The sequence below is a fragment of the Photobacterium indicum genome (assembly GCF_003026215.1).
In the GTDB taxonomy this organism is placed as follows: domain Bacteria; phylum Pseudomonadota; class Gammaproteobacteria; order Enterobacterales; family Vibrionaceae; genus Photobacterium; species Photobacterium indicum.
The window spans coordinates 26,783-42,654 of sequence record NZ_PYOC01000010.1; the positions used below are offsets into that span (position 1 = coordinate 26,783).

General features: G+C 40.1%; 14 protein-coding genes and 1 riboswitch. Of the genes, 5 read left to right on the forward strand and 9 right to left on the reverse strand.

Features of this window, described 5'->3' with window-relative positions; genetic code table 11:
- Positions 1-63: 63 nt before the first annotated feature.
- The 4 genes from pntB to C9J47_RS20700 all read right to left on the reverse strand — a co-directional run bounded on the left by pntB (position 64) and on the right by C9J47_RS20700 (position 4,171).
- On the reverse strand, positions 64-1,440 hold the full coding sequence (gene pntB, locus C9J47_RS20685; protein ID WP_006229697.1) for a Re/Si-specific NAD(P)(+) transhydrogenase subunit beta: 1,377 nt from the start codon (positions 1,438-1,440) through the stop codon (positions 64-66).
- A 10-nt stretch (positions 1,441-1,450) separates the two neighbouring features.
- Complete coding sequence (pntA, locus tag C9J47_RS20690; RefSeq protein WP_107255199.1) at positions 1,451-3,007, reverse strand: Re/Si-specific NAD(P)(+) transhydrogenase subunit alpha; 1,557 nt, start codon at positions 3,005-3,007, stop codon at positions 1,451-1,453.
- 413 nt (positions 3,008-3,420) lie between these two features.
- Positions 3,421-3,702 carry an HlyU family transcriptional regulator gene (locus tag C9J47_RS20695; protein WP_107245224.1) on the reverse strand — a complete coding sequence of 94 codons (282 nt, stop codon included), beginning with the start codon at positions 3,700-3,702 and terminating at the stop codon, positions 3,421-3,423.
- A gap of 277 nt (positions 3,703-3,979) precedes the next feature.
- Complete coding sequence (locus C9J47_RS20700; protein WP_011220973.1) at positions 3,980-4,171, reverse strand: hypothetical protein; 192 nt, start codon at positions 4,169-4,171, stop codon at positions 3,980-3,982.
- Positions 4,172-4,450: 279 nt separating this feature from the next.
- On the opposite strand from C9J47_RS20700, the gene C9J47_RS20705 reads away from it, so the two are divergent.
- Entirely contained in the window at positions 4,451-5,392 is a 942-nt protein-coding gene (locus C9J47_RS20705) for a hypothetical protein (protein ID WP_107255200.1), read from the forward strand.
- Positions 5,393-5,490: 98 nt separating this feature from the next.
- Positions 5,491-5,678: riboswitch (FMN riboswitch) on the forward strand.
- A gap of 143 nt (positions 5,679-5,821) precedes the next feature.
- A complete protein-coding gene (gene ribB / locus C9J47_RS20710; protein ID WP_107255201.1) occupies positions 5,822-6,505 on the forward strand; it encodes a 3,4-dihydroxy-2-butanone-4-phosphate synthase in 684 nt (227 codons plus the stop codon).
- A 393-nt stretch (positions 6,506-6,898) separates the two neighbouring features.
- Here the strand turns inward: ribB and C9J47_RS20715 are convergent, their stop codons facing one another.
- Positions 6,899-7,555, reverse strand: coding sequence for a CatB-related O-acetyltransferase (locus C9J47_RS20715; RefSeq protein ID WP_107255202.1), 657 nt, complete (start codon positions 7,553-7,555; stop codon positions 6,899-6,901).
- Positions 7,556-7,771: 216 nt separating this feature from the next.
- Positions 7,772-9,532, reverse strand: a complete 1,761-nt coding sequence (locus C9J47_RS20720; protein WP_107255203.1) for a bifunctional metallophosphatase/5'-nucleotidase — start codon at positions 9,530-9,532, stop codon at positions 7,772-7,774.
- A 373-nt stretch (positions 9,533-9,905) separates the two neighbouring features.
- Here C9J47_RS20720 and C9J47_RS20725 point away from each other — a divergent pair, with 373 nt between their 5' ends.
- On the forward strand, positions 9,906-10,763 hold the full coding sequence (locus C9J47_RS20725) for a YeeE/YedE thiosulfate transporter family protein (RefSeq protein WP_107255204.1): 858 nt from the start codon (positions 9,906-9,908) through the stop codon (positions 10,761-10,763).
- A gap of 94 nt (positions 10,764-10,857) precedes the next feature.
- On the opposite strand, the gene C9J47_RS20730 is transcribed toward C9J47_RS20725, so the two are convergent.
- Positions 10,858-11,253 carry a VOC family protein gene (locus tag C9J47_RS20730; RefSeq protein WP_006229687.1) on the reverse strand — a complete coding sequence of 132 codons (396 nt, stop codon included), beginning with the start codon at positions 11,251-11,253 and terminating at the stop codon, positions 10,858-10,860.
- Between the two features lie 177 nt (positions 11,254-11,430).
- Between C9J47_RS20730 and C9J47_RS20735 the strand changes: the two genes are divergently transcribed.
- The gene (locus C9J47_RS20735; RefSeq protein ID WP_107255205.1) at positions 11,431-13,077 is read left to right on the forward strand and encodes an ATP-dependent endonuclease; all 1,647 of its coding nucleotides are present in this window, start codon (positions 11,431-11,433) and stop codon (positions 13,075-13,077) included.
- Between the two features lie 80 nt (positions 13,078-13,157).
- On the opposite strand, the gene C9J47_RS20740 is transcribed toward C9J47_RS20735, so the two are convergent.
- Both C9J47_RS20740 and C9J47_RS20745 read right to left on the reverse strand, forming a co-directional pair.
- The gene (locus C9J47_RS20740) at positions 13,158-13,730 is read right to left on the reverse strand and encodes a DUF3833 domain-containing protein (RefSeq protein WP_211321779.1); all 573 of its coding nucleotides are present in this window, start codon (positions 13,728-13,730) and stop codon (positions 13,158-13,160) included.
- Between the two features lie 189 nt (positions 13,731-13,919).
- Positions 13,920-14,732: an enoyl-CoA hydratase/isomerase family protein gene (locus C9J47_RS20745; RefSeq protein ID WP_107255206.1), complete on the reverse strand. Its 813-nt coding sequence runs from the start codon at positions 14,730-14,732 to the stop codon at positions 13,920-13,922.
- 136 nt (positions 14,733-14,868) lie between these two features.
- On the opposite strand from C9J47_RS20745, the gene C9J47_RS20750 reads away from it, so the two are divergent.
- Complete coding sequence (locus C9J47_RS20750; RefSeq protein WP_107255207.1) at positions 14,869-15,819, forward strand: LysR family transcriptional regulator; 951 nt, start codon at positions 14,869-14,871, stop codon at positions 15,817-15,819.
- The last annotated feature ends 53 nt before the right edge of the window (positions 15,820-15,872 follow it).

A 15,872-nucleotide genomic window follows, 5' to 3' on the forward strand; every position in this document is an offset into this window, starting at 1 on the left:
CATTTTCAACAGATAAAAAAAGGGAGCTAAAGCTCCCTTCTTAATTGCTAACGATTAACAGTATTAAAGAAATTTAGAAATATTATCTACACTTTCTTTTGCATCGCCAAAAAGCATCTGCGTGTTCTCTTTAAAGAACAATGGGTTTTGAACACCCGCGTAACCTGTATTCATTGAACGCTTAAACACGATAACATGCTTTGCGTTCCACACTTCTAATACAGGCATACCTGCGATAGGACTATTTGGATCATCCATTGCGGCAGGGTTAACTGTATCATTCGCGCCAATAACAAGTACTACATCTGTTTCAGACAAGTCATCATTGATTTCGTCCATTTCTAGTACGATATCATAAGGTACTTTTGCTTCTGCAAGCAGTACGTTCATGTGGCCAGGTAGACGACCAGCAACTGGGTGAATACCAAAACGAACATTGATACCTTTGGCACGCAGCTTACTTGTGATTTCGTGAACAGGGTATTGTGCTTGAGCAACAGCCATACCGTATCCAGGAGTGATCACAACAGACTTTGCATCACTCAACATTTCAGCCACTTCTTCTGCTGATGTTTCGTGGTGCTCACCTTGGTCTTCATCAGAACTAGAAGCAACAACGTTAGTACCGAAGCCGCCTGCAATTACACTAATGAAAGAACGGTTCATCGCCTTACACATAATGTAAGAAAGAATTGCACCAGAAGAACCAACCAATGCACCCGTTACGATAAGAAGATCGTTCGATAACATGAAACCTGCTGCTGCCGCTGCCCAACCCGAGTAAGAGTTAAGCATTGAAACAACAACGGGCATATCTGCACCACCAATTGAAGCAACTAGGTGATAACCGAACGCAAATGCAATCAAGGTAACAACAACAAGCGCAAACGTAGAACCTTCAACGTTTACGAAGTGAAGCATTAGAAGGAATGAAATAACAATCGCAGCTAAGTTTAGTTTATGGCGATGAGGAAGCATTAATGACTTAGAGTCAATAATTCCACGCAATTTACCGAAGGCAACAATTGAACCAGTGAAGGTTACAGCACCAATGAATACACCTAAGAATACTTCCACAAGGTGGATATTCAGTAGTGCACCCGTTAGCTCACCGTGGTCAATATACGTATTGAAACCAACAAGAACTGCCGCTAGACCTACGAAGCTATGAAGAATAGCAACCAGCTCTGGCATTTCTGTCATTTCAACTTTCTTAGCAAGACGGATACCAATAGAACCACCGATAACCATCGCTAGAAGGATCCAGCCTGTACCTTGAGCGTCAGGACCAAAGATTGTCGCTATAAGCGCAATACCCATACCCGCGATGCCGTAATAGTTACCTGCTCGCGCTGTTTCTTGCTTAGAAAGCCCAGCAAGAGACATGATAAATAGTACCGCAGCAACTAGATATGCCGCTTGTACGATTCCTGCAGACATGTGTTACTCCTTATTTATCTTTACGGAACATTTCAAGCATCCGCTTGGTAACTGTAAAGCCACCAAATATGTTGATACTTGCAATAAGAACGGCAATGAATGCCAAGACAGTAACCAAACTGCTACCCTGACTTACCTGCAATACAGCACCTACAATGATGATGCCTGAAATAGCATTAGTCACCGACATAAGAGGAGTGTGAAGCGCATGAGATACGTTCCATACTACGTAGTAACCTACAACACATGCCAGTACGAATACCGTTAGGTGAGCAAGGAATTCTGCAGGAGCGTAATTTGCAATCCAACCAAATGCAGCAATACCAGCAGCCATCAAACCGTATTTTTTAACCGGTGATGTAGGCGCTTTTTCAACGACAACTTTAGGTTTTATTTCCGCAGCTGGTTGTTGAGGTGCGGCAGATACTTTGATTGGTGGCGCAGGCCAAGTGATTTCACCTTCTTTAATGACAGTTAGACCACGTAACACTTCATCTTCAAAATCAATGTTGATGTTACCGTCTTTTTCTTTACAAAGAAGTTTTAGAAGGTTAACAAGGTTAGTACCGTAAAGTTGAGATGACTGAGTCGGAAGACGACCTACCATATCGGTATAACCAATCACTTTTACGCCATTTGGTGTGGTAACAACTTTATTGGCTTCAGTATAAGCACAGTTACCACCGTTAGCCGCCGCTAAATCGACAATCACACTACCCGACTTCATTGAATCAACCATTTCTTTGGTAATCAACTTCGGTGCAGGACGACCTGGAATAAGCGCTGTCGTAATGATGATATCAACATCTTTAGCTTGCTCTGCGTATAAACGCTCGGCTGCTTTGTTAAAGTCATCTGACATTTCTTTAGCGTAGCCATCACCAGTGCTTGTGTCTTCTTTGAAGTCAACTTCAAGGAATGTAGCACCCATACTTTCAACTTGTTCCTTAACTTCAGGACGTACATCGAAAGAACGTACAATTGCACCAAGACTACCAGCAGCACCGATTGCAGCCAATCCAGCAACACCAGCGCCTGCAACTAACACTTTAGCAGGTGGCACTTTACCAGCAGCAGTAATCTGCCCTGTAAAGAAACGACCAAATTCATGAGCTGCTTCAACAACAGCACGATAACCCGCAATGTTAGCCATTGAACTTAGCGCATCCAATGCTTGAGCACGTGAAATGCGCGGCACTGAGTCCATAGCCATTACATTGATGTTTTTCGTTGATAACTTATCTAGCAACTCTTTATTTTGAGCTGGCCAAATAAAGCAGGCAATACTTGCACCTTCTTTGATCAAGTCAAATTCATCAACACCAGTTTCATCGTTAATCTGAGGAGCGTTAACTTTCAGAATAAGATCTGACTGCCACACATCTTCGGTTGAAACGATAGTCGCACCCGCGGCTTCAAAAGCTGCATCGCCGAAACTAGCTAAAACGCCAGCATTTTGCTCAATAGCAACGCTGAACCCCATTTTTAACAACTGCTCTACCGTTTTAGGCGTAGCAGCAACTCGCGTTTCATTCGCGAATATCTCTTTAGGCACACCAATCTGCATTATTATTCCCTGAACATTGGCATAGAAGTAATAATTTTGTATACAACCTGCAAAGTGATTTCAAGCACTTTGTAGAAAAAATACAAAAAAACCCAACAAAAACGTCGTAATTAACAACGAATGTTACCTTCTAACGGAAAGAAAAGAACGTTTTTAACATCTGGACAGAGGTCAAACCACATTATCAATCAACAATGTATGCAACAAAACCACACAAATGCACACCAATAACGCTATAAGCCTCCTTTTCGCCCAAAAATCACACTTGTAGCAATCGACCTATTTGTTTGAAACAAATTATATAATAAGGCTAAGTACATAAAAATAAGGATGACTTAATCTAACAATTTTTTTTAGAGTGTTCATTCAAACGAATGTTTAAATTTTATGTTTATGCTAAGAAGTGAATGGTTTTAATGACCAAACATTCCCTCACCATTTTGCTTTATGAACATTTTCGCTTTATTGAGCATAAATGTTTCAGCATCTTGACGTGAACCCAGTAAATCAGAACGAATAAAGGTATGTGTTTTCACTTCACCATCGATTTCTTTACAAATTCTGCCCGCTATACGAAATTGACCACCTTCAGAAATAGGCTCTGGGTAAATCAAATAACCTTCATATTCGACAGGTTCCACTTCAATTGTTTTCTGTTCTTTATCAAGACCAAATAGTTTTGAAAAAAAGCCCACTTAATACATCTCCATTCATACCTAACTTGATAATCTCTTTACAATATATAGCAAGTTGATACGTCAGCTAAACTTTACTAACACGTTAAAGTTATCATGCCATATTATTGCAACAAATAATTAAAGCTATATTAGATATATGAAAAAAAATAGTATGAATATGTTGCCAATAGAAAAGTAAACGTAAATTTTACAATTAAGGCGAGAGTATTTAACGCACATACAAAAACACCAGCGAATGCTGGTGTTTAAAGGAATTCTTTCTTTTTCGTATCGATTAACGGTACATACCGATATCTTTTTGAAGGTGTACAGGTAAATCAGATACATTGTATTGCTTTGGTGCTTCTGAACCACCGAATAAGATGTCTACTGCGTGTGCAATCAATCCTTTGATATTAACCGCATAGGCTTTCTTATCCAAAGCGCTAGGTGTTGCAATGGTGTCGAAATTAATAGCCTGTGCCATGATTGCCTCTTTATTTTTAGTTTGTTGTTTATTGCTTAACTAATCTTATAATAACCGCTTATTTTTCACTCTAATAATGACAATATCTCTATTGCAAGATTAGATTTACTAATGTGTTAACAGCTTTTTAAATTCACACCAGTAATCGGAAATATTCTTGCAGCTACAATGCTTAACTACCCACTTTTAAACGTTAAATTAGCTTAAACAGCATAAATTTGTGTTTGGCATACATTTGTAGTAACAATGGGGTAACAATTAAAATATAAAGAATTTTTTATGCTCAATTTTATATCCAAACATTCTCCTATCTTTTTAATGCTGGCTGCCATTTTAGGCTTTGCTATGCCATCTGCTTCTGCTGTGGTTTTCCCTTTTTTACCCTACATCCTCTTCTTTCTTATGCTTTTTACATTGATAGGTATGAAACAAAACGAACTGATCAAAATGCTCGGTCAGTTCGATATATGGCTTTACGCTAGTTTTCATGCCATAGGGCTTTCTGTTTTAGCCTGCTCAATTGCAGGGTTATTTGGCGCATCGTCATCATTGTTGCTTGCCATTTCAGCAGTGGCCGCTACAGGCTCTTTATTTGCAACGCCTGCTATTGCACGTTCAGTGGGGCTAGATGCGTTAAAAGCAATGGCTATGACTATCGCTTCAACTCTACTAATGCCAGCTGTGCTGTATGTGAATCTATTACTATTTCAAGACAATAACGTCTCACTTGATATGCAAAGTTATATACAACGTCTTATAATTTTCATTGCAGGCCCTATGCTGATTTCGGCTTTGTGCTATCGATTTATTCCTAAAGATCTTCTACATAGAACGCACGCTAAGCTCTCTCAGGTCACCATTGTTTTAGTCTTAACCTTTCCATTTGGCCTAGTTGGTGAATTTAGAGTGATTTTTGATCAGTCCATTATGTTGGGTTTAACCTACCTGCTAATTGGTATTGCACTATGTGCCCTCTTTTTCCTTATTGGCTTTCTGTGCTATCGCAACAAAGGATTAGACGATTCATTGCTTTCAGCCATTACTGCAGCTAATCGAAATGTTCTTCTCACTTATACTGTTGCGGGCGCATATTTAGGGCCTGAATATATGGCACTAATGGGCGCTATCCAGTTACCTACTTACTCATTACCTTTAATAGTAAAGGCAATTTCTAAATACCTTTCAGCACCATTAACGCAAAGCGTTAAAACACCTAAATAAATAGCTTATAAAATCATCAATAAACCTTTAAGTTCAAACTTATGCCTCTTGCAAGAGGCTTTTGCTTGCCTCTCTAGTCTGTTTTTCCTAATATGTGTCTGAATTCTCAGGGCGGGGCGCAATTCCCCACCGGCGGTAATTCAGAGCACTCAATAGTGAGTTAACTGAAAAGCCCGCGAGCGCTTATCATTTATTTAAAATGATAAGGTCAGCAGATCTGGTGTAATACTTCCTGTAAGTATGAGTCCAGAGCCGACGGTTATAGTCCGGATGAAAGAGGATCAGTGGAGGTAATACGTTACCTCGAGCAAACTTGTATCTATAGGCTTAAATTAAGTCTATAGCTATTGTCGTTCTTCCGATCTTATCGGAATGCTGCCTTTCTATGCCCTGATTCTGGTAAATTTTTTTAAATTTGGAGTTATTACCATGAATCAGTCTCTACTTACCCCTTACGGTACGGCTTTTGAACGCGTTGAAGCTGGTCTTACAGCTATTCGTGAAGGTCGTGGTGTGCTTGTTGTTGACGATGAAGATCGTGAAAACGAAGGCGATATCATTTTTGCTGCAGAAACATTAACGTCAGAGCAAATGGCGCTTATGATTCGTGAATGTTCAGGTATTGTTTGCCTTTGTTTAACTGACGAACGTGTTAAGCAATTAGAACTACCTATGATGGTAGAAAACAATACTAGCGCAAATGAAACTGGCTTTACTGTTACGATTGAAGCAGCAAAAGGCGTGACAACTGGCGTTTCTGCAGCTGACCGTGTTACTACGATCAAAACAGCGATTGCCGACGGTGCAGTACCAGCAGATCTTAATCATCCTGGTCATGTATTCCCTCTTAAAGCTAACGCTGATGGTGTACTTGGTCGTCGTGGACATACTGAAGCGACTATCGATCTAATGCGTTTATCTGGTCTAAAGCCATACGGCGTGCTTTGTGAGTTAACGAATATCGACGGTACTATGGCGCGTTTACCTGAAGTTATCGTGTTTGGTAAGAAGTTTAATATGCCAGTATTAACCATTGAAGATCTTGCTGCATACCGATTAGCAAAAGAAAATAATACAGCAATGAACGCTAAAGAAGACGTGGCAGTCGCTTAATAGCACTTCCACGAACCTGCTTGTATTAAAAAGCCGAGTGATCATTACTCGGCTTTTTTAGTCTGACGCTAATGATGTTAATCTGAGGTTTCTTTTCCAAACTCTCATTAAAATCCTGCTGCAGGAATCAAATAAATAAGAGCAGACCAAGCTGAAACCCATCCTGTCACCATTGCAACATCTACCCAATCACTGTTCATCTTTCCTCCAAAATATTCATACTGTTACCAAGATTGTTAACGACATTATTCGTTTATTCTTTAGGTATTTAATTCATTTTTTTGAAAAAAAGATCAAACTGTGAATTGAACAAAAATCTGTCAATTTTATACGTTACAAAATAAAAAAAGCGCCAACTTATCGGCGCTTTCAACGTTTAATACAAAAACAGCATTAATCTGTCGTACAAGCTATATCATACTGCTGTATCGCTATTTCTAATTGAGGCAAATCAGAGCTGCATATTATTGGCCTCAACGATTCGAATTTCGCTTCAGACCAATTATACATATCAAACGAAAGTAACTTCGCTATCGTTTCTTCAGGAAAGCGATACTTAATGTGCTTCGCAGGGTTGCCACCGACGACACTGTAAGGCTCCACATCTTTAGTAACAACGCTGTTTGCAGCAATAACCGCACCTTCGCCAATAGTGACACCGGGCATAATCATGGAGCGCATACCAAGCCAACAAGCATCACCTAGATGAGTATCACCTTTACCGATATACGATTCTTCAATGTGCTCCATAAATGGGTACAGTGAAAACCAATCTGTTCGGTGATTATGATTCCCCCCCATCAAGATAACGACTTCAGCAGCAATACACACATAATTACCGATATAAAGCTTATCAACCTTCCAGCGGGGCGTGCTATTACACGTTAGCTCATCACCTAATAGATAACGAACTACCGATTGTTCAAAGCCTTCATCCCAGCAGTCACTGTAATAGCTATGCTTACCTTTAACTATAATATTCTTATTTGTGACAACGTCACTAAGGAGCTGTGTTTTTGTCCAATGTTTTTTATTTTCAGGCTTATTCATAATATGGTTTATCCAATATCAACTAACATACTAGTTGTATTTATATTGAGTATTTCCCATTGAACGTTCTGCTCCTGTTATTCTGGTTAAATGAACAGGAGCAACGGCAATGGCGACAATTTAACGTTCAGAAAAATGTCGCCACTTTATTGATACGAGGTTGGTTCAATAAAGGCATGTATTGTTTACTAATATTCATTACACACTCTGTTTGTTTTAACTAGCAACAACTTGCGCACACTCACAAGGAATATACGAAATAAGTTTCTCTGTTGGTGCCGATAACTGCTTCATTTCACGGGCATAGTCTTCAAAGGCTTCAGCCATTGTTACGTTCACAGCTTGAGGCTCTACAACATAATTTAATAGCGCACTATACCCTTCTTTACCTGTTGCGGTATAACCGGATGAAACAGAAGAATAAACGGCATTATCATCGAGATCTACCCATTGCCCTTGCTGTTGCACCTGTAAGCTTTCTATACGAGCGCCTTCTTCGGCACAACAACGGTATGTATATTTAAGATCGGCGACATAAGGGAAACTACCCGTGCCTGTACCTTCAACACCATTATCAATAGCGTTATTTATTGCACCTTCAAGTGCCTGTCGTACACGTTTACCTTTTACTTGGTAGACCATTAAGCCTATTGCAAATGGCAGTAATTTTCCTGACACATCTGCGCAAGTGATCGGCCCAGGGTTTAACGACGCACGTACACCACCAGCATTATGAATACCGAAATCGACATTGAAACCTAATTCTCGTGCTTTCCATACAAAGCTGCTGACCACCAGCGGCGCAATTTGACTAGCTCCCTTGCGATCAGGAATACGCACATGTCGAAGTGGCTCCGCGATTTCTGCAATATGCTGAGTCTGTAACTTGCGTACCGCTGGGCGATATTTCATGTTCAAAATATTTTCAATGATAGGGTCTTTTGCACAGAATTGAATATTCGATTGCTCTGTTAAAAATTGTTTCACTCTATCATGAGTATCAGTATCAAGGTGCTCCGTACGTGTTGCATCAACGGTAAACTGACGACCGAGTAATAACTGGTTTTTACCTGTAGCAGAAGCTAAAGTACCATCAGCATTAAAATCAACCTCAAGCTGACCCATTGCCAATGCATTACACCCTGCTTGAACAACACATGTACCATTTATTACTTTGGCATATTCATCTGTTACGCCGTAACCAAGATTAGTGAAATCACCTTGCATGGTATGTGTATGTCCGCCAATAATCGCCGCTACACCGTCAACTTCTTTAGCCAACAGCAAGTCACGCTCATAACCTAGATGACTTAAAATAACTACTTTATTAATACCATTGCGGTGAATGGCATTAATTGTTTTGTTCGACAGTTCGACAACGTTCTTAAACGAGGTATCTGGATCGGGGTTAGCAATGCCGGCCATGTTTTCAATTGCCAAACCAAAAATGGCAACGGGTTCACCATCGACATCTTTCACAAGATAACGACCTATATCATTACTTGCATCATAAGCGTATACGTTATGTTTATCGCGCAAGGTATTAGGCTTCGATTGATCTTCTTGTGATAAGTCCCAATTAGCCACCAGCATAGGGAAGTCTGTACGATCTAGGAAATCGGCAACAATACCATTACCCATGTCTAGCTCATGATTGCCCAACGCCATTGCTTCAACGCCTATCGCATTGAGTAATTCAGCATTCGCAAGGCCTTTATACAATGAGAAATACAAAGTGCCTTGAAAACAATCACCAGCATGCAAGAACATAAACTCACGTTCTTTTAAATATGCATGACTTTTAGCTTCTTTTACCGCAGATGAAATACGAGAGAAACCACCACAACTTGCATAAACAGATGTTTCAGTATCAAGTATGCTAGTTGGAAGCGTTAGCGATATTGAAGAAGGCTCGAAATGTGAGTGAGTGTCATTGATATGGGCAAAAGTAATTTTTGCGGTACGGTGTTTAGTCATAAGTAATCGATGCTCTCCATTTCGGAAATAAAATACAGCCACGTTCTGGTGTAACAGTAAGAATGAGAGTTGATAAACAAACGAAGAAGGCATTTACTGCTGCAGATAAAAATCACAGTTCTTAGTTAAGAGATGATCAACAAGACATACAAAACGTGACAGGCAGCAAATATAACACAATCTTTCTTATTTCCAGTCATGAATCATTCCAATTTACCTATTTCTTATCAAATAACCATTTCCCACACTTTGCGTGTTAACGATTATATTTAATAGACATGCATAATTAATGGGCTGCTTTATGCTCTCTTACATACTTCCCATCCTTCTTGTTTTTCTTGTTGGCTTTCTTGCTCAAAGAACTGGGCTATGCATGGTAAGAGGTGTACAGGAATTATTAGCCAAGCGGCCTGGTTTTCTAATAACGATAATTTGCTGCGGTTTCTGGTTTTGGTTAATTAGCCCAAGCGCAGAGGAAATATCGTTCAGTACTCCAATGAGAAGACACTCGGTGACACTACCGTTTGTGTTAGGCGGTTTTTTGTTTGGGCTTGGTGCCGCGATCAATAAGGGTTGCTCGGTATCAACAATATCAAAACTGGCTAAGGGGCAATTCCACATGTTTGCAACCCTTCTGGGATGGATCATAGGTTGGTGCTTATTGGCTTCAACATCGGTAGCGCTTTCTTACACTGAACTTTCTCCGGTACAAAGCCCATCGGTAACCGTCATGTTTATCTTATTTATCCTGATCGCCCTCATCATGTTCAAAATTCCTGTTAACAGACGGCCTATATTACTGGGAATTGTATTATTTGGGATAATAGCGAGCTTACTGACATCGTTGATACCTGAATGGGCGCCTAGCCAATTACTCAAAGATATAACAGCCGCTTTAATACATGGCGAATCTAGCCGATGGCCTTCCATTCAGCGCTACTTAATCATTGCGAGCTTAGTTCTTGGTATGGCATTAGGTGCTAAAAAGCGTTTAGCATTGAGTGAATTTCAATTACGCCCCGTTCAACTCGGTAAACACTTAATCGCAGGGTTGATTATGGGGATAGGCGCGTCACTCGCGCTCGGAGGCAATGACTCACAATTGTTGATCGCCCTACCGTCTTTCTCGCCAGCGGGTGCTGTTACCATATTCAGTATGGTGATTGGCATAATAACAGGTATGATGTTACGAAAGGCCAAGCAGCGGTTAACTCAGCCTCGTGCAAGCTAAATCACATAAAGACAAGGACTTATAAGCACTAATAATCATTAACGAGTACAAAAGGCGACATTAAGCCGCCTTTTAACGAATCTAGCCTGACTGCTTATTGATAGTGACCATGACGCAGTAGAAACTCAATTTTGTAACCGTCGGGGTCTTGCACAAAGAAGAACTTCGCCAGTAATTGACCATCACGGATAAATTCTTTAATTTCAGCAGGCTGATAGCCATGATCGGTCAGTTTTTTATGTTCAAGTTCAAGATCGTCAACAGCTACAGCAATATGCCCATAACCCGTACCATGCGTATATGCCTCTTCTGTATCTGCATTCCAGGTTAGCTCAATCTCCATGTCGTTTTCTTCATTGCGTAGGTAGACTAAGCTAAAGCCATCAAAGTCTAAACGCTTAGCAATATCAAGATCTAACGCCTCTTTGTAAAAAGTTAACGATTTATCAAGATCAATAACACGAATCATTGAGTGAATTATTTTAGCCATCTGACATCTCCGGTCATTTCATTTTATTAGCTTCTACTATAAGCAATTGAAGAAGCACCTTATTTTAGCAAGATGATACCAATCTGTGAGCACAACAGGCAAATTACATTACAAGGTGCTGTAATCTAATAGAGCATATCTTGATGATAATGTGTCATTCAACGTCAAAGGTGAGCTATGCATTTAGAACGTATTGAAGTTTCTGGTTTTCGAGGCATTAAACGCCTCTCACTGTCTTTCAACCAATTAAGCGTACTGATTGGTGAAAATGCTTGGGGTAAATCATCACTCCTTGATGCATTGAGTATTGCACTTGCTGTTAATACCGAATTCTACACATTTAAATTTTCTGATTTTCATGTCGACTACGCACTTGGGCATGAAAAACAAACAAACCTTCAAATAGTCTTACACTGGAAAGAAGATTTCGCTGGAGAACATAAAGCAAGGCGATATAAAGCATTCTCTCCTGCTTGGGTTACTCGTGAAGGCATTAAGCACTTATATTATCAACTCAGTGCCACAAACCAAGACGATAAAGTAACAACGGAACGTTTCTTTCTAGATCGCAACGGGACAAAAATCGAGTGTGAAGATACAGATAAACTTGTTAAGCACTTAATGATTCTTCACCCTGTTGTACGAATTAGAGATGCACGACGGTTACGTGATGAAACGTTAGAACAAGCAATACAACATTCTGATGAACAAGCCCAAAAATTGCGTATTGAGCGTCGCCTCGATAATACCTGTCGGCGTTTAATGACACAGCCCGGTCATGTCAATTCAGGTGAACTAAAAAGCAGTGTGAACGCCCTACGCACGCTTGTTGACCATTACTTTGCTTTTACCCCTCATAATAGATCGAGCCACTTTAACCGTGCTCACTTCCCAAGTTATAGCCAATATGGCGAAAACCCTTTAGAACAACTGACTCAGCCTCAAATGTCTAAACAAAGTCGTCTTGTCTTAATGGGCTTATTAAATGCGTATATACGTGCAAGAGGGCCTGTAGAATTAAAACGTATTTCTCGCCCAATTATGATCTTAGAAGATCCTGAAGGTCGTTTGCATCCAACAGTATTACATCAAGCATGGACATTCGTTGACAGTATGCCAATGCAAAAGATCCTAACAACGAATAGCCCCGATCTTTTATCGATCGTGCCACTCGGTTCTATTAAGAAGTTGATCCGCCAACCAGATAGAACACAAGTTTTTGCTCTAAATAAAAGTTCACTTTCACGCGATGAAGAACGCCGAATTTCATTTCATGTACGCCTTCACCGCCCTAGTGCGCTCTTTGCTCGTGCATGGTTATTAGTCGAGGGAGAGACAGAAGTATGGCTATTTAACGAACTCGCACGAATCTGTGGCTATAACCTCGCCGCTGAAGGCGTACAAGTTATCGAGTTTGCCCAAAGTGGGTTAAAACCTTTAATCAAAATTGCTCGCTTGATGGGTATTGAATGGCATTTAGTGGCTGATGGTGATGCCGCTGGCCGAAAATACGGCGAGACGGTAAAGAACTTACTAGGCAATGATGCAGAACGACACCGTTTAACTATTTTGCCTAATCGCGATATAGAATATTTCCTTTATCATCATGGCTATGAGCAAATGTTTAGAGACTTAGCTCATGTAAAATCTGATACGCCGATTCCCCCTCAAAAAATCATATCTCGCGCACTAAAGCGTTACGCAAAACCTGATGTTGCGCTTGCTATCGTAAAATACACCGGTGAGTCTGATATAGAAAAAATCCCATTACTTATACGTTGGACATTAAAACGTATCGTGGCCATGTCTCGTGGAATGGGGTGAATCATCACCATGATGAATAGAGCCTAATAAGTGCTATCTGGCATCTGGGCTCTATTTTGTCTCTTTATCATTAAGTATCGCTATTCTACAACATCTTGCTTTTCAAAAAATAACGTCACTTTACCGACACCAAAGCCCCACTTTCGCATTTCTGCAATATTAAATACATGGGTTTTATCATGGCGATACATCCAATCATCAAAGGCAATGTTATAAGCTGAACCATCAACAGGAAGGCGCAGTGAATATTGCCAATTTAACGCGTTACCCGCAGCCACCCCTGTCGCTTGCCCAACCACATCATCAGCTTCCCCTGTATACGTACCGTCTTTATTACGGGTTATTTTCCATATCCTTTGTTGTTTTTCACCATCATCATAAATAAAGTCTTCCTTTAGGGTTAAAAGGTCGTCTTTCACTACCCCTCGTATTTTTACATCAAAACGACGTGTTAGCTTCCCATTGAAATCTTGCACCATTCCCCATGCCAGTACATCACCTTCAAAGTATTCAAATAAATTAAACGCTGGCGTATTCTCTTTGTATTCCTGTACAGACGTCGAGCACCCCAATAGTACAAAGCACAGGCTTAGTACTACAATGAATCGACTTTTCATTTTATTATGGAATAGCTGGGTAGAATTAGAGGGCATAAAATTCCTTTCAATATGGCGGTATTGATTAGTTAATTATGAAGCATCTTCGAATAATCGCGTTCTCAATTTACAGTTAATATATTTAAAGGTAATGAAATGCCCGTATTTTTCCATAGCCCGAGTAATATCCAGTAAAGGCAACCACAATCTTTATGTGCAGCTACCTTTAAAATGCTGAAATTGGACTTATTCCGACAGCTCCGCAGCAGTATCCATAAAGATACCTTGCATATCTTTTGCTTCACGCTCGGTTTGTCCGCCGTACTTTAGAAACGCCCCAATGATCGCTTGGGTCTTATCTTCTTTCGCACGTTCAAGGAAATAGCGTAATTCTAATTCTGCCCCAGCATTCTCATCTTTGATTGAAGCGTCGATGATCGCTTTATACATCACGATATCACGTACTTCTAACTGGCTAATAACCCCAAGAGTCTGAGCTAAAAATTCATCCATCTCCGCTTTAGGTACATACTGAGTAATAATATTTAACGCTTCTGCTTGCTGAGCCGTGAAATCATTGCCAAGAAGCAGTGCTTGTAACGCTTTGTTTTTACCAAGTCGTCTAGCAAACTGTACAGCGCCTTGACCACCCGTTGGGATATTCACATGTATTTCTGGCTGAGCAAACACAGAATTTTCTGTGCCATAAGCTAAATCACAAGCCATCACAAACTCATTACCGCCCCCACGCGCCACACCATCAACCACTGCAACAGATACCTGTTTCATCGTCTTAATATTGACAATCATGTGATTAAACTCAATTGATGCAGCTTGCCCACCTTGAGTACCATTGATCACATTCAGATCCAAGTGAGCTAAAAAGAATTCAGCATGAAGTGATTTGAATACCACGACTTTTGTATCACGATCATCCTTTAGTGATAAAACAAATGCATTAAGCTCATTAATAAGATCAATCGTTAGCACGTTTACCGATGGGTTATTAATCGTAACGGTTGCGATGCCATTGTTATTGATAATTGATAACTTGTTCATAAAATTGTCCTTACTTGTTTAGGTGGGCCCTATCAGCTCAAGCCCTCAATATGTACAAAGTATAGGTTTGGTATAAGATAAGAAAAATACTCGAATTGGCATAAGATTGGTGCCAGTAAAACACCAAAGGATAAGTATGGATTTTTCTAGTCGATTATTACTGCTACTTGAAGTGATTGAACTCGGTTCTTTTACTAACGTATCTGAACAAAGAAATGTAGATAGATCTGTTATCTCGAAGCATATAAGTCGCTTAGAAGGTGAACTTGGTGTTCGTTTACTAAATCGAACAACCCGCTCGCTTTCCTTAACCGCTGCTGGTAATGAAATAGTCAACCAAGCCAAACTATTACGAAACTTGTTAAATGATACTCACCGACTGGCACAGAATTACCACTCTGAGCCCAAAGGCATATTGCGCATCACCAGTTCAGCCATGTTTGGTCGCCAATATGTTCAACAAGCAGTATTGGCATTTCAGCAACAAAACCCTGAGGTCGATGTTGAATTGCGTTTAGAAGATCGATTCATGGATATGGTCAGTGAAGGGTTTGATATTGGTTTCCGTATTGGCAAACCCAAAAACTCTAGTCTTATTATCAGAAAAGTGGCTCGTAACAGGTTATTAATTGTCGCCTCCCCAGAGTTCATTGAAAAACACGGGGAAATTAAAACAATAGAACGATTGGAAGCATTACCTGCTGCTGTTTATGCCGCTCCGGGGCTTTTAATTGATAAATTTACGTACTTTGATAGCAACAAAGAAAGCAAAAAGCTTCAATTGAATGTTGCTTATAAAGTGAATGATGTCGAAATGATTACGAAAACAGCGGTAGCCGGAAACATGTTAGCCGTAGTAACCGCGCAAATGATAGAAAACGAAATATTGGAAGGTAAACTCATACCGATAATGACACAGCTTCATTTAGATGACTTCGGTACGTTTTACGCTGTATATCCTCACAGAGATGCCCCTATAAAAACTAAATTGTTCATCGATACGCTAAAATCCATAATAGGTGAAGATATACCAATCTGGGAAAAGCATATTCCTAACTTTGATGAAATGTACGGGCAAACGAAATAGAGTCGAACAATCAAAGTGAACAGGCTCACAATTGAAAAACGAGTCGTTAAGAC